Annotated in this window: 19 protein-coding genes; 11 read left to right on the top strand and 8 right to left on the bottom strand. The window is 64.8% G+C overall.

The annotated features are described in order from the left end of the window. The first annotated feature begins 12 nt into the window (after positions 1-12). Genes E3T38_RS09240 through E3T38_RS09230 form a run of 3 tightly spaced genes read left to right on the top strand, consistent with a single transcriptional unit; the run spans position 13 to position 2,164 of the window. Complete coding sequence (locus E3T38_RS09240; RefSeq protein ID WP_134547983.1) at positions 13-735, top strand: glycosyltransferase family 2 protein; 723 nt, start codon at positions 13-15, stop codon at positions 733-735. Then, entirely contained in the window at positions 732-1,406 is a 675-nt protein-coding gene (locus E3T38_RS09235) for a DUF2064 domain-containing protein (protein ID WP_134547982.1), read from the top strand. Before E3T38_RS09240 ends, E3T38_RS09235 begins: the two co-directional genes overlap by 4 nt. Further along, entirely contained in the window at positions 1,403-2,164 is a 762-nt protein-coding gene (locus E3T38_RS09230) for a bifunctional 2-polyprenyl-6-hydroxyphenol methylase/3-demethylubiquinol 3-O-methyltransferase UbiG (RefSeq protein WP_241984397.1), read from the top strand. The genes E3T38_RS09235 and E3T38_RS09230 overlap by 4 nt, the downstream gene beginning before the upstream one ends. A 174-nt stretch (positions 2,165-2,338) precedes the next feature. Here the strand turns inward: E3T38_RS09230 and E3T38_RS09225 are convergent, their stop codons facing one another. Both E3T38_RS09225 and E3T38_RS09220 read right to left on the bottom strand, forming a co-directional pair. Then, complete coding sequence (locus E3T38_RS09225; RefSeq protein ID WP_134547981.1) at positions 2,339-2,857, bottom strand: hypothetical protein; 519 nt, start codon at positions 2,855-2,857, stop codon at positions 2,339-2,341. After that, entirely contained in the window at positions 2,857-4,113 is a 1,257-nt protein-coding gene (locus E3T38_RS09220; protein WP_134547980.1) for a molybdopterin-dependent oxidoreductase, read from the bottom strand. Before E3T38_RS09220 ends, E3T38_RS09225 begins: the two co-directional genes overlap by 1 nt. Before the next feature lie 59 nt (positions 4,114-4,172). On the opposite strand from E3T38_RS09220, the gene E3T38_RS16725 reads away from it, so the two are divergent. Then, positions 4,173-4,310: a hypothetical protein gene (locus E3T38_RS16725; RefSeq protein ID WP_166805484.1), complete on the top strand. Its 138-nt coding sequence runs from the start codon at positions 4,173-4,175 to the stop codon at positions 4,308-4,310. Between the two features lie 12 nt (positions 4,311-4,322). On the opposite strand, the gene E3T38_RS09215 is transcribed toward E3T38_RS16725, so the two are convergent. Next, positions 4,323-4,538, bottom strand: a complete 216-nt coding sequence (locus tag E3T38_RS09215; protein WP_134547979.1) for a hypothetical protein — start codon at positions 4,536-4,538, stop codon at positions 4,323-4,325. A gap of 4 nt (positions 4,539-4,542) precedes the next feature. Between E3T38_RS09215 and E3T38_RS09210 the strand changes: the two genes are divergently transcribed. The 4 genes from E3T38_RS09210 to E3T38_RS09195 all read left to right on the top strand — a co-directional run bounded on the left by E3T38_RS09210 (position 4,543) and on the right by E3T38_RS09195 (position 10,323). Then, on the top strand, positions 4,543-4,791 hold the full coding sequence (locus E3T38_RS09210) for a hypothetical protein (protein ID WP_134547978.1): 249 nt from the start codon (positions 4,543-4,545) through the stop codon (positions 4,789-4,791). 155 nt (positions 4,792-4,946) lie between these two features. Beyond that, positions 4,947-6,338: a glycosyltransferase family 87 protein gene (locus tag E3T38_RS09205; RefSeq protein ID WP_134547977.1), complete on the top strand. Its 1,392-nt coding sequence runs from the start codon at positions 4,947-4,949 to the stop codon at positions 6,336-6,338. Positions 6,339-6,430: 92 nt separating this feature from the next. Continuing rightward, positions 6,431-7,480, top strand: coding sequence for a glycerophosphodiester phosphodiesterase family protein (locus tag E3T38_RS09200; protein ID WP_134547976.1), 1,050 nt, complete (start codon positions 6,431-6,433; stop codon positions 7,478-7,480). Beyond that, positions 7,477-10,323: a glycosyltransferase gene (locus E3T38_RS09195; RefSeq protein WP_134547975.1), complete on the top strand. Its 2,847-nt coding sequence runs from the start codon at positions 7,477-7,479 to the stop codon at positions 10,321-10,323. Before E3T38_RS09200 ends, E3T38_RS09195 begins: the two co-directional genes overlap by 4 nt. A gap of 147 nt (positions 10,324-10,470) precedes the next feature. On the opposite strand, the gene E3T38_RS09190 is transcribed toward E3T38_RS09195, so the two are convergent. The 3 genes from E3T38_RS09190 to E3T38_RS09180 all read right to left on the bottom strand — a co-directional run bounded on the left by E3T38_RS09190 (position 10,471) and on the right by E3T38_RS09180 (position 13,725). Next, positions 10,471-11,823, bottom strand: a complete 1,353-nt coding sequence (locus E3T38_RS09190; protein ID WP_134547974.1) for an ABC transporter substrate-binding protein — start codon at positions 11,821-11,823, stop codon at positions 10,471-10,473. A gap of 76 nt (positions 11,824-11,899) precedes the next feature. Beyond that, complete coding sequence (locus E3T38_RS09185) at positions 11,900-12,748, bottom strand: carbohydrate ABC transporter permease (protein ID WP_104199775.1); 849 nt, start codon at positions 12,746-12,748, stop codon at positions 11,900-11,902. Further along, entirely contained in the window at positions 12,748-13,725 is a 978-nt protein-coding gene (locus tag E3T38_RS09180) for a carbohydrate ABC transporter permease (RefSeq protein ID WP_134547973.1), read from the bottom strand. Before E3T38_RS09180 ends, E3T38_RS09185 begins: the two co-directional genes overlap by 1 nt. Positions 13,726-13,923: 198 nt before the next feature. Between E3T38_RS09180 and E3T38_RS09175 the strand changes: the two genes are divergently transcribed. Further along, positions 13,924-14,949 (top strand): glycerophosphodiester phosphodiesterase family protein, encoded by a 1,026-nt coding sequence (locus E3T38_RS09175; protein ID WP_134547972.1) that lies wholly within the window; start codon positions 13,924-13,926, stop codon positions 14,947-14,949. 252 nt (positions 14,950-15,201) lie between these two features. Here E3T38_RS09175 and E3T38_RS09170 read toward each other — a convergent pair whose 3' ends face one another. Both E3T38_RS09170 and E3T38_RS09165 read right to left on the bottom strand, forming a co-directional pair. Beyond that, entirely contained in the window at positions 15,202-15,888 is a 687-nt protein-coding gene (locus tag E3T38_RS09170; protein ID WP_104199772.1) for a hypothetical protein, read from the bottom strand. A gap of 330 nt (positions 15,889-16,218) precedes the next feature. After that, positions 16,219-16,665, bottom strand: coding sequence for a metallopeptidase family protein (locus E3T38_RS09165; protein ID WP_104196569.1), 447 nt, complete (start codon positions 16,663-16,665; stop codon positions 16,219-16,221). Positions 16,666-16,709: 44 nt separating this feature from the next. Between E3T38_RS09165 and E3T38_RS09160 the strand changes: the two genes are divergently transcribed. Then, the gene (locus E3T38_RS09160; RefSeq protein ID WP_104199771.1) at positions 16,710-16,946 is read left to right on the top strand and encodes a DUF3499 family protein; all 237 of its coding nucleotides are present in this window, start codon (positions 16,710-16,712) and stop codon (positions 16,944-16,946) included. 100 nt (positions 16,947-17,046) lie between these two features. After that, positions 17,047-18,534, top strand: coding sequence for an adenosylhomocysteinase (gene ahcY, locus E3T38_RS09155; protein ID WP_134547971.1), 1,488 nt, complete (start codon positions 17,047-17,049; stop codon positions 18,532-18,534). Positions 18,535-18,727 lie beyond the last annotated feature (193 nt).

The following is an 18,727-nucleotide window of genomic DNA, read 5'->3' as shown; positions in this document are numbered from 1 at the left end:
TAAGTTCGCCTAATGATCAATTTTCGGGTGGACGTTGTGTTGCCCTGCCTGAACGAAGTGCATGCCCTGCCGTGGATTCTCGAACGCATGCCGGTCGGCTACCGCGCGATCGTTGTCGACAACGGCTCGACCGACGGATCGGCCGCAATCGCCCGTAGTCTCGGCGCGCAGGTCGTGCACGAAAATCGCCGCGGATTCGGTGCCGCCGCCCACGCCGGTCTCCTGGCGGCCACGGCTCCGATCGTGGCATTCTGCGACGCCGACGCCTCGATGGATCCCCGCGACCTGCCGCTCGTGGTCGACCCGATCAGCGCTGACGAGGCTGATCTCGTGCTTGGACGCCGCCGCCCCACCACCCGCAACGCCTGGCCTCCGCATGCCCGTCTAGCAAATACCTATCTTTCCTGGCGACTGCGCCGAATAACAGGTGTGAATATTCATGACCTTGGCCCTATGCGAGCGGCGCGCCGAGACCACCTTCTCGCCCTCGACCTCATCGATCGCCGTAGCGGGTATCCGCTGGAGATGTTTCTCGGCGCCGCAGCGGCCAACTGGCGCATCCGTGAAGTCGATACGCCTTATGCACCGCGCGTCGGCCGCAGCAAAGTGACCGGAACCGTGCGCGGCACCCTCACCGCCATCAAAGACATGTCCGCGCTGCTCAGTACCGACCGCAGAAGACCAGCCGCTGCCGCCAACATCGACCCCAGCATCCGGAACGAGGCCCGCTCATGACCGCGATCGTCGTCATTGCCAAGGAATGCCTGCCCGGCAAAGTCAAGACTCGGCTGCACCCGCCGCTCTCGCTCGAGCAGGCGGCTGAACTCGCCGCTGCCAGCCTCGCTGACACTCTCGCCGTTGCGTCACAACTGCCGGCAACGCGCCACATTCTGGCGTTTGATGGCGTGACTGCGCCCGTGGAGGCCTCCGCGTGGGAAATTTTGCCGCAGAGCGCTGGAGGCCTCGACGAACGCCTCGCTGCCATTTTTGACACCGTCGCCGAGCCCACTCTGCTGCTTGGAATGGACACCCCCCAGATCAGTGCTGAGCTGCTCGCCCCCGTATTCACGGGCTGGGGCGACGAAACGGATGCCTGGTTCGGCCCGGCCGACGACGGCGGCTTCTGGGCGCTCGCCCTGAAAAGCCCGAGTGGAACGCTGCTCCGGGGTGTCCCGATGAGCCGCTCCGACACCGGCGCCCACCAGCTGCGACGCCTCGACGAGGCCGGGCTCAGCGTGCGCCTTTTGCCGACACTCACCGATATCGACACCATAACGGATGCTCACATCGTCGCCTCGGTCGCCCCCCGCACGCGCTTCGCGCGTGCTTTCGCGGGGGTGCGGGCATCCGCTCGCCTGCAGAACGCCGATTTTCTGCCAGCAGCCCTGAGCGGGGCGCGCTCGTGACCCTCGTGTCGCCTCGCCTGTGGGAGCAGTGGGCAAGCGGAACAGTCGAAAACGTGGACCGCGCGACCGCGGAACGCTTTCGCCGCCCGAGCACGTTCGGAGCTGGCGGGTCCGAACCGTACGCCCAGGCGTTGCAGAGCGACGACAACGTGCTCTACCTCCACGGCAATCGGGCCGGTGCCGACCCGGGCACGCCGATGCGCGTGTCGACAATGCACGCCGGGCGCTGGAGCGCCGGAGCCGATCCGATCGACCATTCCCTGCTTGACGGGGCTGCCGGACCGGTGCTCGATATTGGCTGCGGACCGGGCCGCATGATTCAAGCCGCCCTCGACGCGGGACTCAGCGCCCTCGGAATCGACGTTTCGCCGACCGCCGTGCGAATCGCCCTCGCGGCGGGTCTCGCCGTTCTGCAACGCTCCGTCTTCGACGACATTCCGTTGGAGGGAACCTGGGCGACCCTGCTGCTCGTCGATGGCAACATCGGCATCGGTGGCGATCCCGATGTTCTGCTCGACCGATGCGCGGCGCTGCTCGCCGTCGACGGTGTGCTCGTCGTTGAGGTGCACCGCGACCCCGAGCACGACCTCGCCTACGAAGGCACCCTGCACGACGCCGCCGGACACACGAGCGACGCGTTCCCGTGGGCCGAAATCGGAGTCAGCGCCCTGTGCCGTCGGGCCGCGAAGGTCGGACTGGTGCAGGTCGCCGAATGGACCAGAGGCGGCCGTTCCTTCGCCCGCCTGGCCCGCTCCTAGCTGCCAGCCTGCACCCATGGACGGGGTCCGCACCCATGGACGGGGTCCGCACCCATGGACGGGGCCTGCACCCATGGACGGGGCCTGCACCCATGGACGGGGCCTGGGCCCCGTCCATGGGCCCGGTCTATAAACTTGGCCCACGGCCACAGGGTGGGCCCGGAGCTCGACACGTCACCGCCCGGAGTCATCCGGGAAGGCCTCGACCGAGCTCCGCCAGCGCAGGAACGCCCATACCGACAGCCCCACGGTGACCAGGGCCAGCAGGAGCCAGAAGATCGCAAGGTTCAGTCCGTAATTCAGCGGGAGCACGGTCGGATTCGCGGGTGCGAAATTCTTCGCTACGAGCGTCGGCACCGCGATCAGCGACACGATCGATCCGACTACTATTGCGCCTTGAACGATCGCAATGACCGTGCCGGTTACGCGCCGACCGGCACGCCGAAGCGCGATCCCGAACGCGAACACGATCGGCGCCAGAATCGCGTCGTGCAGCACAATCGCCGCCGCAATCCACAGTGCGACCCCCGGTATGCGGGTTAGTCGCACCGAATCGAACATCACAAACGCGCCCCAGGCGAGTAGCAGCACGCCGACACCCAGCAGAGCCAGGCGGATGCTGCGCATCCGTCGGCTGGTCGACGCCGGGATTCCGGCCGGCGGAGGATTCAGCCCCGTTCTACTCGTCGTCATCAGATCGCCTCGATTCGGCTGAGCCATTTGGTCTGCAGTACGCCGGGGCGGCCCGGCGCGATCATGCGCGCAGGATACCCGTGCTCGAGGTCGAGCGTCTCACCGTTCAGTTCGAGCGCGACGAGGGTGAGGGGGTCCCGCACATACTCGCGACCCATCTGGGTTTTGCTGAAGCTGCCGCGTTCTTCAAGGCTGATCAGACGAAACGAGGTGTCCGGGTCGGCGCTCAGCAGATCGGCCAAGTCGCTCAGTCGCACGCCGCGCCAGTGAGCCATCTGGCTCCAACCCTCGACGCAGGCGATCGGAAGCTGAACCTCGGTCTGCGGCAGCGCCAGTAACTCGGAACGGGTGAAGGAGCGTTCGGTGCCGGCCACCGCCACGGTGAGGGTCCACCCAGCAGCCAGGGCGGCATCCGCTACCTTGGCCTGCTCGCTCGTGCGGTTCACCGGAACGCCCTGCTGGCCGACGCCCTTCTTGCGTGGCCCGAAGAGGTTGACTGCGTTCAGCGGCGTGAAGGTCTGGCCAGCGGTCAGGCCCACGACGGCAGTGGTGGCCACGCCGACCGTCGTGAGGAATCCGCGCCGACTGACGCTATCGGTAAGGGTGCGCGGCGTCGCGTCGATGTAATCGAGTACGCGTCCGGTCACGCCGCCGGTCCGGCTGCTGCCCCACAATCGCACGGCCTCCGCGTCGGAAGCCCGGTCGACCGAGACCGCATCTTCCGGATGGTCGCTGTCTAAGGAACCCTTGCTCCAGTACCGCGTGATCGCCGGGAGTTTCACCCCGATATGAATAACCAACAACCCGATCAGCGCCCAGCCGAGCGCGAAGTGCACCTGCCGAAACGGAAACGGCCACGGATACCACTGGAAAGTGTTGAGCAGCCCCATCGTGATCTGCACGAGCGAGGCGCCTACAAAAAGGGCGATCGAGGCCCGTTCCAGAAAATGAACGAGCCCGCGTACCGGGGGATAGGCGAACAGTTTGGGAAAAACGATGTACAGCTTGGCCAGCAACAGGGGAAAACAGGCGATTCCCGCGATGATGTGCGTGCCCTGCGTCACCTGGTACAGAAACTCCGGTCGGGTCGGAAATCGCATCCAGTCGAGGGGTTCCTGCAAAAAATGACTGTACAGACCGGTGCCGAAGCAGATCAGAAAAGCGGCGCCGAGCAGCCGCCCGATCACTGTCGCCATCCGCGGATTGCGCACCGGCGATGCCAGCGCTCGCTGGGCCTCATACATCAATCGCCGCATACCTCTATTTCACCATCACACAGTCCCTAAAACCGCTGTGAATTTCTTACAGTGTGCACATGGCCAAACTTTTTCCCAGAAAAGTCGCTGGTTGGGATCATTTTTTCCTCGGGCTGGCCGGGCTGGCCGGGCGCATCGAGGCCATTGCCGGGAGGTTTCGCTCCCTGACCCACCGCACTGTCGGTGGGTGTCGTTAGCGTGATGGGTATCTACTCGCTGAGGCTCGTGCCGAGACTAAGGAGAAGCACGATGAAGGTTTTGGTCGCGACGGAGATGGTTCCGAGCAGAGCGAAAAGAGCGGCACGACGGGCCAGCACGGGCCAGCCAGACGCGTGCATCGCCGGTGAGCTGGTCTGGATGATCGATCCCTGCCCCGTCAGCCAGCGCAACCCCAACGGGCCGTGCGACTGTGGGCGCACATTCACTGGAATGAGTTCAGACGGCCGCACACCGACGGCGATCGTCGCCGATATTGTCGGTCTGTCGCGAGATGACTATATCGAAGCCCTGCGCGCCAGTTTTGTCGCCAAAGGCTGGTGCCCCGGTTGCACGGCGCGGCCGGTCGACGCGGTGATCGACGAACTGATCAGCTTCGGTGGTTGCTTGCCCTCCGGCACTCTCGTGGGCCGCTGCCTCAGTTCGCTGATCGTGCTCACTGAACCCGAAGGGTGGGGCTAAGCAGCGTCCTCGCTGTCCGGTCGCAGAATCTCGACCTGCTCTACCGTCACCGGGGGCGATGAGCGTTCACTCGAAAGGTCTTACAGTCTGCAGGTTTCTCCCTCGCGCTTCCTTGAAAATATCGCGATTGGGCAGAGGTAGGTGAGGATGGTCTGGTGCGACTTATTCTGATCTCGGGACTGCTCGTGCTCAGCGCTGCCCTCACCGCGTTCAGCGTCAGCACCCTCCACCTGTTCGCACCCGACCGCGACGAGATATCACTCGTGCTGGTCACCAGTGCGCTCTGGCTCCTGTTCGGCCTGGCCTGGTGGCTGCTGCGTCGCGTCAACGGTAGGGCTGTGGTTGCTCTGATCCTGGCTGGCTCCGCGCTGATCGGCGGCGCGGCTATGGTCGGTCCACCCAACACGAGCACCGACTCGGCTCGCTATGCGTGGGACGGCATCGTACAAAATAATGGCATCAGCCCCTACGCCTTCACACCAGCGGATGCCCGCCTCGATTCCCTGAGACCAGACTGGCTCTTCCCGGCGCCCCAGACCACGGCCACCGGCACGGAAGTCTGCATCGGCGAGCGCATTGTGCGCGCCCGCACGACCGACGGCGATCTGCTCTGCTCAGCCCTCAACCGCACGGCCGTGCCCACGATTTACCCGCCGGCCAGCGAGATCTTCTTCGCCGGTGTACGTTTTCTCACCGGTCCCGGCCCCGCCTACTGGCCGTTGCAGCTCGCCGGGCTGCTGCTGAGCCTCGGTACCACCGTCATTCTGCTGGTGGGAATGCGCCGCCGCGGCCTCGATGAAAAAAATGCGGCGCTCTGGGCCTGGTGTCCGCTCGTGGCGACCGAGGCCGTCACCAACTCGCACGTCGACATGCTCGGCGTCATCTTCGTCGTCGCAGCCGTTTTTCTGGTCTCGACCAGAAAGGTCTGGCGCGGCGGCATCATGCTCGGAATAGCGATCGGTACCAAACTCATCCCGGTACTGGCGGCGCCGGCCCTGCTCAAGCGGGGTGGCTGGCGCATGGTGGCGGCATCCGTTCTCAGCTTTGCGCTGCTGTATGTGCCCTATGTGCTGGCCACCGGAATCGGGGTGCTGGGCTACCTGCCCGGTTACCTGAGCGAGGAGGGTTACCAGGACGGCTCTCGGTTCGCGCTGGTGTCTCTGGTCGCGCCGGGGTCATCCGCTATTATCGTGGCCGGCCTGATCCTGGCCGTGGTCGCCGTGCTGGTGATTCTCACCACCGACCAGAACCGGCCCTGGGTCGGGCAACTGGTCATGATCGGCGTGACCCTGCTCGTGCTCAGCCCCCGCTACCCCTGGTATGCGCTGCTGCTGCTGCCGTTCGTGGCGCTCAGCGGCCGCTGGGAATGGCTGCTCGTTCCGATGGCGCTCACTCTGCGGCTGCTCGTGCCGAACCCAGAGCTCACCCGGGTGTCGATCGCAATCGCGGTCATCGTGATCGTCGCCATGTCACTGCGTCGCGCCGGCCCCGGAGTTTTGAAACGGATGCGCCACCCGTTTGTGTTCACACAGAGTTCATCCGCCTGACGGCTGCGCGGCGGATGCCGGTCACCTCGGCTCCATAACGTGAGCAGCAGCGCGCCTTTTCGGCGTACTGCGATCCACGAAAGAGTGCCGGCATGCGCAAGATTTTGATCATCGCGGCGGCCGCCGCCCTCAGTACGGTTCTGGTTGGCGGGGCTGTCGTGGCGGCGCAGGGAGAGTCGGCGCTCGCCGAACCGGCCAGGGCAGCTGCGCCCCTCGACGATAGCGCCGCCTTCGACCTGCAGTCCCATCGTGGGGGGCGCGGCGAACACACCGAGGAGAGCCTCGCCGCCTTCGCCGCCTCGCTCGAACTCGGCGTCAGCACGCTCGAACTCGACACGCACCTCACCCGCGATGACGCCGTCGTCGTCTGGCACGACGATGTGCTCACCACGAGCAAATGCCGCGACACGGAGGCCGCCTTCCGCCAAGACCCCGCCTTCCCCTATGCAGGCACGCGCGTGCGTGAACTGACCCTTGCCCAGATTCAGACGCTGGACTGCGGATACCAGCAGCTGCCCGGCTATCCGGAGCAGCACAACGTGCCCGGCAACATGATCGTTGAATTGGCCGACGTGTTCGCGCTCGTCGACGCTCACCAGGCCGACACCGTGCAGCTCAACATCGAGACCAAGATCGAAACCCCCGGCCCAACCGGTGAAGGGGAAATGATGGCGCTCACGCGCGCCGTCGTCGCCGCGATTGCGGTCTCAGGCCGTGCCGACCGAATCACCGTGCAGAGTTTCGACTGGGCCTCCCTCGACCTCGTGCGGCGAATATCGCCCGAGCTGCGACTTGTCGCCCTTGCCCAGGACGACGACTGGCTCGAAGTGGGCCAGCCTGGCAGAAGCGTGCACCTCGGTGGGATCGATATCGACGACTACGACGGCTCCGTCGCCCGGGCAGCTGCCGCGAAGGGCTATGACGCGCTGTCGCCGGTGTTCAAGACGGTCACGCCCGAGCTCATGGCCGAGGCCCATTCCGCCGGACTGCCCGTGATCCCGTGGACGGTCAGTGAGACCGCGCTCATGCACACCCTCGTCGACCTGGGCGTCGACGGCATCATCACCGACTATCCCACCCGGCTGCGCGCCGTGCTCACCGAGCGCGGCCTCAGCCTCCCGACAGCGTACCCGGCGCTGTGACCGTGCCCGCACTGCCGCCCCGGCCCCACACTGAACCCGTCGCCTTCCAACTCGCTGGGCCCCCTGCTTCAAGCCTCGCCGCCAAACTGGGCATGCTCGTGCTGCTCTTCGCGCCCGTTCTGTCACGCTGGAGCGATGGGCCGCGTCGCCGCCTCACCAGGCTGGTTGGCCGTATCCGTCGGGCGGTACGCTACGAAGTCCACGCCTATTGGCGCACCCGCCCGATCCGCCCGCACCACGTGCTGTACGAAGCGTTCAACGGATCCGGGCTGCTCTGCAACCCAGAGGCCCTGTTCAGGCAACTGCGTAATACGCCCGATCAGGGGCACTTACGGCATGTCTGGGCGCTCAAGGACCCGCGCTTGGCACGCCGGGAATTTCGCCACGATCGCACGGTGCGCTTTGTGAAAAGCGGCTCACCCGCCTACTACCGAGCACTCGCCACGAGCGGCTACCTCATCAGCAACGCCACTTTTCCACCGCAGTTTTCCAAACGAGTCGGCCAGATCTACCTCAACACCTGGCACGGCACGCCGCTCAAACACATGGGCTACGACATGGCCGACGGCGCTTTCGGGACCGCCAACATCGTGCGCAACTTTGTCAGTGCCGACTATCTGCTCGCTGCCAACCCGTTCATGGCCCGTCAAATGTATGAGCGCGCCTACAAACTCGACGGCATCTTTCACGGACGGATGCTGCTGGCCGGCTACCCCCGCATCGACCGGCAGACGCTCAACGCGGCGGAATCCCAAAGCGCCCGTTCCCGGCTCGCGCAGCTCAACCCCGGTGGCCGCGAGATCGTGCTGTACGCCCCCACGTGGAAGGGCGCCTCCTTCGCCCACCCCGACGACGACCTCGACGCCCTGCTCGAGCGCGTTCGGCAAATCGAAGCCGGAATCGACGGCAGTCGCTATATCGTGTTGCTGAAAACTCACCAGGCTGTGCACGCACTCGCCTCCGGCCGCGCGGACCTCGCCCAGATTCTGGTGCCGAACGATTTGCCCACCAACGTCGTGCTCGGGCTCGCCGGCATGCTCGTCACGGACTACTCGAGCATCTTCTTCGACTTTCTCGCGACCGGTCTGCCGATCGTGTTCTTCACGCCCGACCTCACCGACTTCGAGCAGACCCGGGGGCTCTACCTGGCGCCGACTGAGCTGCCCGGCCCGGTCTGTCGCACGGTAGCGGAGGTCGTCGCGGTCATTGGCCAAATCGCGGACCATGGAAGGCTGCCGGCCTTCACCGAGCGCTATCGAATCGCCCAACACGACTATGTCGGCCAGGATGACGGCGCTGCGAGTGCCCGCGTGATCGACATCGTCTTTCGCGGTGCCGACCCCAGTCCGCTGCTGCGCGTGCCGTCCGCCGCCAGCCGCACCTCCGTGCTCATCTATCTCGGCGGCATGAAGCCCAACGGCATCACCTCTGCCGCGCTCAACCTGCTCGGCGCCATCGACCACGACCGGTTTGACATCTCGGTCACCTTCGCGAAGAGTGCCGCTCCGGCCCGCCGTGCCAACCAGCGCCTGATCGACCCTCGAGTGCGACAGTTCGCCCGTATCGGCGGCATGAATGGCGGAGTGAGGCAGCGGCTTGCTCGTCGCCGCGCGGCCCGGGCCGACGCCCACCGCGTGGCTGGTGCGCTCGGAGCGCGCATCACGTCCGGCGCCCGTGCTACCTCCGCGGCTGACGCCGACTTCGCTGCGGAGTTCACCCGCTGCTTTGGCGACAGCCGTTTCGATCACGTCGTGGATTTCAGCGGCTACGGTCCATTTTGGGCTGAATTACTGCTGCACTCGCCTCCCGCCGTGCGCTCGATCTGGCTGCACAATGACCTCGGCGCCGACGCCCACCGCGCTATCGGGGGAGTCAAGCGGATGCTGCGCGGCCTCACCGAGACCTTCGCCCGCTACGACCGGTACGACCACCTGGTCTCCGTGTCGCCGGCGCTTTCCGAAATCAACGCCGAAGCGCTCGCCGCTTATGCGCCGCGCTCCAAGTTCACCGTCGCGCACAACACCGTCGACGTTGAACGAATCCTGCGCGGCGCGGCTGACGTGTCCCAGCCGTGCATCGAGTCGCCGACGACCGCCGATCTGAGCAGCGTCGTCCTACCCGTCGACTTGCCCGTCGCCGGTCTGTCTGCCGCTGACCTGGATGCGTTCGGCCGGCCGATCGACGGTTGGGCAGGCGCTGGCAGCTGCCCCGCCGACCAGCCTCGCCAAAATATGGCGGGCAGCGCCGCCACGACCACGTTCGTCACCATCGGGCGCCTCTCTCCGGAGAAGAACCAGACCCGACTGATTCGGGCGTTCGCCCTCGTGCACGCTCGGAATCCGTTCACCCGGCTCGTCATTGTCGGCTCGGGGCCACTGAAAGCCGAACTCACAGCGCTGATCGTCGATCTGGAGCTGTCGGCCGCGGTCACCCTGACCGGAGCACTCGCCAATCCCTACCCTGTGCTCGCGGCAGCGGACTGCTTCGTGCTGTCGAGCGACTACGAGGGCGCCCCGATGGTGATTCTGGAAGCGCTGGTTTTGGGGCGCGCGGTGGTGACCGTGGCTTTCGCATCCGTTCACGATGCGCTGCCGCAGGCCGCCGGTCTCATCGTTCCGCAGACCGACGCAGGTCTCGCGGCCGGCCTCACCGCTTTTTTGCGTGGAGATGTCGTCGCGAGCGCTTTCGACCATGAGGCGTATGGACGCCGGGCGGTTGCGGAATTCTATCGAGCCATCGGAGTGACAGGCCATGGCGCGGATACAGAACGTGACTTCCTTCTCGCCGACGATCTGGACGCGGAACTGGCCGAACTCGCGCCGTCTACGGCGGCCGGGCGCTGAAGGCCCTGACCGGCATCGCGGGCCAGTCGCTCTGCTGACCCAGTGAGTTTCGACCCTAAAATCAGCACCGAACGCCCGGAAACCATCTCCACATGTACAAAAGCGGGCCCGCCTGCTCGGCGGACCCGCTTCCACAAAACTCCGAAACTACAGGTAAGCGCTCACGTTCTCGTCGAACGAGGTCGCGATCGCCGTGCTCGCGACAGCGAAAGCCTCGGCCGGGTCGGTCTGCTGCAGCATGATCTTCTCCAGCGCTGTAGTGAGCTCCTTGTCGGCGTTCGGCACGAAGACGCGGCCCCAGTCCTGTGAACGGGTGGTCTCGAGCTGGTCGACGGCCGTGCGAAACTGCGGGAACTCGGCGTAGACCTTGGTCATCGTCTCGCCGTCGCGGGCGGAGGTACGTACCGGCATGTAGCCGGTGTTCGAGGAGAAGTACGCCGTGTTCTCGGAGTTGGTCAGAAACTTCAAGAACATGCCTGCGGCCAACTGCTGCTCCGGGGTGCGGTCGGCGGCGATGGCGATGCCGGTTCCACCGGTCGGGCAGGCCTGGCCTTCGGGCCCTTCCGGCAGGAAGCCGGTGCCGACCTCGAAGGTGGCGGCTTCCAAAATGCCGGTGAGCGAGCCGGTCGAGCCCATGATGCAGCCGGTCAGGCCGGCGCCGAAGTCGGCGACCTGGTCCACAGCCGCTACGGTGGCGACCTTCTTGTCATAAATCAGTGACTGCAGGTAGTCCGCTGCGGCGATCGCTTCGGGGGTGTCAAGCGTCATCGTCCACTCGTCAGAGTAGGCACCGCCCTGTCCCCACAGCATGTTGCAGAACCACCACGCAGCCCAGGACGCACCCTTGCCGAGGCCGAGGGGGGTCACGCCGCCATCGGCCTGCATCTTCGGTGCCCACTCATCGAATTCGTCCCAGGTCTTGGGCGCGCGGTCGGGCAGCCCGGCCTTGGCCCAGACGGCCTTGTTGTAATAGAACAGCGGCGTCGAGCGGGCGTAGGGGATGGCCCAGTGATTGCCGGTGAAGGTGTAGTCGTCGTACAGGGTTTTGTTGAAGTCGGCGGTGTCGATCTCGAGGTGCCGGGCAAGATCGTCGATCGGAAGAATCTGCCCGTTGATCATGTAGCGAAACCACCACACATCGCTGGCCAGCACGAGGTCGGGCACGCTGTTGGTGCCCGACGCCGCCTGAAACTTCTGCGCGATCTCGTCATAGTTGGCGCCGGCCGTGACCAGGTTCACCGTGATCGTCGGGTTCTCGGCGTGGAAGCGCTTGATGATCTCTTCCTCGATCAGCTTCGAGGTTCCCGGGTGGTTGCTCCACCACGTGATCTCCTTGGCTGGTGTGATGCCCGTCCAGTCCATTACCGCGACGTCAGCGGCACCGGCCCCCGCTCCCAGCGACGGTCCGCTGCACGCGGCAAGGGTGGCCGTGGCGCCGAACACGGCGGCGAGCTTCAAGATCTGCCGGCGGTTGATGGTGAACGAGGGCGTCGTGTTCATAGAACTCTCCTGGTGGGGGTGGTCTCGAGTGGAAAATTGAGGGGCGGCATCCGCTGAATAACCGGATGCCGATGCGTCAGCCGGTTACGCCGCCGGCGGTCAGCCCGGCGATGATGCGTTTTTGTAGCGCAAAAAACGCGATGAGCACCGGCACGGTGACCAGCACGGTTCCGGCCATCAGCACGCCCCAGTTGGTGACGCCGTCGTTGTTTTGCAGCAGGGTCAGTCCTACCGGCAGTGTCATCATGTCGGAGCGGTCGACGACGAGCAGCGGCCAGAGGTATTCGTTCCATTCGGAGACGATCGAGATCAAAGCCACCGCCGCGATGGTTGGTGCCGAGATGGGCACGATGAAACGCCAGAGGCGGGTCCAGTGACTGGCTCCGTCGAGTGCTGCGGCTTCGAGAATGGAGATCGGCAGGGTCAGAAAGTGCTGGCGAAACAGAAAGGTGCCGAAGGCGCTGGCGAGACCAGGCACGATGATGCCCTGATATGTGTTGATCCACCCGAGCGAGGCCACAAGGGTGAAGTTGGGAATCATCACGATCTGCTGCGGGACCAGGAGGGCGAAGATCACCAAACCGAAGACGAACTTCTTGAACGGAAACTCCAGAAAGACGACAGCGTACGCGGTGGTCAGGCCGAGCAGCATTTTTAGCCCGGCACCGATCACCGTGGTGATGGTGCTGTTGAGAAAGAAGTTCGCAAACGGCACGGCGGCCAGGGCTGCGGCATAGTTCGACAGGTCGTAGCTGTCGGGCAGCCATTGGATCGGCACCGTGTAAATCTCGTCGCGTTCCTTGAACCCGGCGAGGAACATCCAGACCAGCGGCAGAATCATGATCGCGATGGCCAGGATCAGACCGAGGTAGCCGCCGAGTTGAAGCGGTGTACGTCGACGCGAGGTCGAGGTAGGCGTGGACATCAGTAGTGCACTCGTTTCTCGACGTACTTCATTTGAATCAGAGTGACCACGAGCAAGACGGCGAACAAAATCGTCGCGACCGCGGAAGAATATCCGGCTCGACCGGCCTGAAAGCCTTCCTGATAGATCTGGTACATCATCGTGGTGGTGCCCTCGAGCGGTCCGCCCTTGGTCATCGCCTGGATGATGTCGAAAGACTGCAACGAGCTCAGCAGCGTCGTGATCGACAGAAAGAAAGTCGTCGGGCCGAGCAGCGGCAGCACGATGTTGCGAAATGCGCGCACCGGCGTTGCGCCGTCGAGCGACGCCGCCTCGAGCAAGTCTCGAGGCACCGACTGCAGGGCCGCCAGATAGATGAGCGCAACGTAGCCGACGTTTTTCCAGAGGTAGACGATGATGACCATGACCAGGGCCCACTGAGGATCGTTGTACCAGGGCGGTGAGGCCACGCCGATGGCGTCGAGCAGCGCCGCGGTGATGCCGAAGTTCGGGTCGAAAACGAACAGCCAAAGCAGGCCGACCGCGACCCCGGAGAGCACATACGGCGCAACGATAACGGTGCGGGCGGCGCCGCGGCCGTGCAGCTTGCGGTTGAGCAACACCGCGAACAGCAGGCCGATCACCATGCCGCCGCCCACGGTCGCGACGGTGAAGATCAGGGTGACCGTGACGACCCGAGCCGTGCCGGGGTCGTTGAACCAGGTGACGTAGTTGCCAAGACCCACCGGAATTGCCGAGGCCGAACCTAGGTTCCACTGCAGGGTCGAGTAATAGAGCGACTGCAGGAGTGGCTTATAGGTGAAGACGATGAGCAGGGCCACGTTCGGCCCGGCGAACAGAAGAAACAGCAACCACGATTTCCACGGTTTCTTTTTCTTGCGCGGGGTGAATGCGCGGCGCGGCGCCGGGGTCGTGACGTTCGTCGGGGCCGCTACCGCTGACGCAGTGCCGCGGTGCAGGTCCTCGATGGTGGGCATGCGCGTAAATCCCCCTGAAAAGTGCCGTCGGCCAAGCAGCAGACTCTGTCAGGTTAGGCAACGTATCGATAGCCGATCGGTCGATTTACGCGTATGCGCGCAGTTGTCGCGTGGCGTTCGCCTGCACCGCGTCAAAACTTCAGCGGGTGTTCACCTGGACCGACCGTCGGCGTCACTCGTCGGCGTTACGGTGTGCAGATGTCCCCTCTTGTCATCGGTCACCGCGGAGCCAGCGGCTACCGCCCCGAACACACCCGTTCCGCCTACGCCCTCGCGTTCGAGCTCGGCGCCGACTCGGTCGAACCCGACATCGTCGCCACCCGAGATGGAGTGTTGGTGCTGCGCCACGAAAACGACATTTCCGTCACCACGGATGTCGCTTCTCGCGCCGAGTTCACCGGCCGCCGCACGACCAAGGAGTTCGCCGGTCACACCCTCACTGGCTGGTTCACCGAAGACTTCACCTGGGCCGAACTGGCCACTCTGCGCGCCCGGGAGCGTCTTGCGCACGTGCGCCCGCAGAATGCGCAGCACGACGACCGATACCCGATCATGAGGTTGAGCGACCTGTTTGAGCTTATCGACGAGGCATCACACACCTGTCGGCGCCCCCTCGGCATGGTCGCGGAGATTAAGGACGCCGCCTATTTCGCCTCGATCGGCCTGCCCCTCGACGAGCTGTTCGTCGCCGAGGTGCGCGCGGCCGGTTGGAACGCCGACGACGACCGCCTCATCATCGAGAGCTTCGAAGCGACCGTGCTTGAGCAGATTGCGGCACGCGGCATGACCGCTCGAGGCGTGTTCCTGATCGCCGCAACCGGTCAGCCGCTCGATCAGGTCGCCCGTCTCGGCGCCGGAGCGCCGTATTACTCCGATTACCTCACCGCAACCGGTCTCGATGCCCTCAGTAGCACCGTCGACGGCATCAGCGTAGACAAATCCCTGATCATCCAGGCAGATGCCGTCGGCGACCTGGTGATTTCTTCTCTCGTTACTGACGCCCACGCGGCCGGGCTGGACATCTTCTGCTGGACCCTGCGGCCCGAGAATGCTTTTCTTACCGCGTCGTGTCGCCGGGGGGATCAGCCGGCCAGTTTCGGCCACTGGCGCGACGAGTTCGCGGCGGTCATGGGCAGCGGAATCGACGGGGTCTTCGTCGACCACCCCGACCTTGCCGTGAGCGTGCGCGACGAGCTGCGCAGCCGGGTGGCGGCATCCGTTTGATGCGCTGAGCGCCCGTTGGCGCATCCCGCGGCTTGATCGTGTCGTGGCCCAGCCGTGTCGGGCCCAATCATGTCGTGGCCCAATCGTGTCGTGGCACTCGGTAGGGAAGCGGGCACTCGTACGAACGGGTGCCCGCTTTCCTACTACGTGCCGCGAACCGTAAGCCGCCCTACGCACACAAAGATCGGGGCCCGCCGTGTGGCGGGCCCCGATCTTTGTGTGCTGTTTATTCGCTCGTGACGAGCCGAGCCACTACTTGGTCGCGGCGGTGATGGTCGCGATGCCGACGAGCATCTGGTCAGTGACGGCGTCGGTGCTGAACGTGGAGTTCAGCAGGCCGGCGGCGACGGAGGAGATGTGAACCGTGGTGCCGGTGAGGATGGCATTGTCACCTTCCATCTTGAGGGGCTCCAGGGTGGAACCGTAGAGGTCGAACAGCAGGGCCTGGGTCGCGGCGGACTCCCCGTTGACCGAGACGTCACCGAAGAGCTCCGAAGTGCCTGGGTCGATGGTGAAGTTGGTCAGCTCGACGACGGTGTCGCCGGCGGTCAGCGAGAATCCGGATCCCTCGTGCTGAATGGAACCCTGAACGAAGGGGCGGTAGCTTTCGGCCGGGTCGTAGTAGTCCACGTTGCCACCGGTGATCGGGAAGTGCAGGCTGCCCTCTTCGAGGGTGGCCGTTCCGACGGTGCCAGCGGCCAGGCCGAGGCTCGTCAGTGCAGCGCCGAAGTCGGCGTCGAGCAGCACGGCGGTGTCCACACCGGAGAGGCTGGGAATCGAGGCGAGCGGCGTCGGCGTGGCTTCGGCCGAGCTGGACGAGCTTGAGCTCGAAGCGGGCGCCGGGGTCGTCGTGCCGGCGTCCGACGAGCAGCCGGCGAGGCCGGCGATGAGAATTCCAGCAGAGGCGAAACCGATGGTGGCCTTGGTGAAGATACGCATGGGATGAATCCTTTTCCGTAGATCGAGCAGGTGGTGTTGGGGTCTGAATGGTGTTCGGCTCCGTCCCGGAATCGGTTTGGAATTGCCCCGATCTGTTACCTTTCTGTTACTAAATACAGCAAACGTCCAGACACGCGGACACGCCGGCTAATCGCGTCGACAGGCCGCGATCCCAGTCATGGCAAGGATCGGTCCGAAAAGCGGATGCCGGTCGAGCCGGATTGCTGCTCGCGGCAGGCAATGCAGAAGTGGCACTGATTCGATCACGGGTCACCATCTCGCACACGTGCCGCGACGCCCGTACGGTGGTCGCCGGTCGTGGACCGATACCTAGAAGTGGCGGAAGCGATCCGGCGCGAGGTCCCAGGGGTCTTTGCCGAGGAGTTCGGCGACGCCGCGAAAGACGCAGGTCTCGATCATCATGCGCTGGTGTATCTCATCGTTTTCGTGCAGGCGTGACAGTCGCTGGATCGGCAGGCGGTAGAACACGACGCGGTTCGTCTCCGGCGTCACCATCCAGCGTTCCACGCCAATGCCCGGTATGACCGAGGGCGGTCCGGAGGCGACCTCGAACACGGATTTGCCCAGTTCTTCGGGCCAGACGCCGCGCAAATACTCGATTGTGCTGGCGATCGTCATGTCAAACAGGTCGATGCGGGTGCGCAGTGGCGGCAGGAACGGGCCGGTCGCCGAACTACGGATGCCGCGGCCGTGCCGGTCGCGTCCGCGACCGCGCACCGTCGGTTCGGGCGCTGCTGAACGACGGGATCGAGACATGCTGCCATCCTACGGCGGCCGGGAAGCGGCTACCCTTACAGGCAATGACATTCCGCCCGTGTTCTCGTGTCGCCTGCCTCGAACCCTCGGTGGCCACGCTCACCTTTGACTATGGGGAGTCCCTGGCAGTACTCGGCCCGCTCTCCGTTCAAGCGGAACCACACAGCTTTGACCTGTGCTCTCGACATGCGGAGCGGACGAGTGCTCCGCGTGGCTGGCACCTCATACGACACCGGCTTCTGGCCGACGATCCCGACATCGAAAGCCCGACGCTGCCGTGACACATTCTTGGTGGGGGTGGCATCCGTTCGCTGGGTGGACTGCCCACGCACCAGCCGAACAATGTGGGGGTCGTTCAGAGAGAAATGGCAAGATAGCTGCATGACTGTCGCCGCACCCACCGTGCCCTCCACCTTCACCTACAAGATCGCCGATGTGTCGCTAGCCGAGGCTGGCCGCCACCAGTTGCGCCTGGCCGAAAACGAGATGCCCGGGCTGATGGCTCTGCGCACCGAATTCGGTGAGACCAAGCCGCTGGCCGGCGCCCGCATCGCCGGATCGCTGCATATGACCGTGCAAACCGCCGTGTTGATCGAGACACTCGTTGCACTCGGTGCTCAAGTGCGCTGGGCCAGTTGCAACATTTTCTCCACGCAAGACGACGCGGCCGCCGCGATCGCGGTGGGCCCCACCGGCACAGCCGATGCCCCGGCCGGTGTTCCCGTGTTCGCCTGGAAGGGGGAGACCCTTGAGGACTACTGGTGGTGCACGTCGCAGATCTTCGACTGGAGCGCCGAAGCGGCTGCGGCCGGAGCCGCGTGGACCGGCCCGAACCTAATCCTCGACGACGGCGGCGACGCCACCATGCTCGTACACAAAGGTCGCGAGTTCGAACTGGCCGGCGCCGTACCAGCGGATGCTGCCGAGGACAGCCACGAATACGGAGTCATCCTCGCCGCCCTCCGTCACTCGCTCGCGGAATCGAGCGACCGCTGGACCTTGGTGGCCGCCGACCTCGTGGGCGTCACCGAAGAGACCACCACCGGTGTTCACCGACTCTACGAGCTTGCCGCGGGCAAACAACTGTTGTTTCCGGCTATCAACGTGAACGACTCGGTCACCAAGAGCAAGTTCGATAACAAGTACGGCATTCGACACTCGCTGCCGGACGGACTCAACCGGGCCACGGACGTGCTGATCGGCGGCAAGGTCGTCTTCGTCGCTGGCTACGGTGACGTTGGCAAGGGAGCCGCCGAAGCACTGCGCGGTCAGGGCGCTCGGGTGATCGTGAGCGAGATCGACCCGATCAACGCGCTCCAGGCCGCGATGGACGGTTTTCAGGTCGCCCGCCTCGATTCCGTCGTCGAACAGGTCGACATCTTCGTCAGTGGCACCGGAAACTTCAACGTCATCGGTGTCGACCACATGCTGCGTATGAAGCACCTCGCCATCGTCGCCAACGTTGGCCACTTCGACAATGAGATCGATATGGCCGCGCTCGAGTCGCTGCCGGGGGCGGTCAAGGTGCAGATCAAGCCGCAGGTCGACGAATGGCGCATGCCGAGCGGGCGTAGCGTGCTCGTGCTGTCGGAGGGGCGCCTGATGAACCTGGGCAACGCCACCGGTCACCCCTCGTTCGTCATGAGCAACTCCTTCACCAATCAGGTCCTCGCGCAGATTGAGCTGTATGTTTCGCCGGAGAAGTACCCTGTTGGCGTGTACGTGCTGCCGAAGTTGCTGGATGAGAAGGTTGCCCGCCTGCACCTCGACGCTCTCGGCGTCGAGCTGACCGTGCTCACTCCCGAGCAAGCTGGCTACCTGGGCATTCCGGTAGAAGGTCCCTACAAAGTAGACCACTACCGCTACTAGCCCCTGTTTTCAGGGACGGGGCCTGGGCCCCGTCCCTGGGCCCAGGATGTAAACCGGGCCCACGTTCATAACGTGGGCCCGGTTTTTCACGTGCGGGGGAGCGGATGCTGGTGGTGCGACACGCCCGGGTGGGGGGCGTTTTGACGGGTGGGTGTGGTGGCCGTAATGTATCTATACGTACCCCAAAGGTGCG

The sequence above is a fragment of the Cryobacterium sp. Hb1 genome (assembly GCF_004403585.1).
In the GTDB taxonomy this organism is placed as follows: domain Bacteria; phylum Actinomycetota; class Actinomycetes; order Actinomycetales; family Microbacteriaceae; genus Cryobacterium; species Cryobacterium lyxosi.
This window is presented reverse-complemented; position numbering and strand designations above follow the sequence as displayed.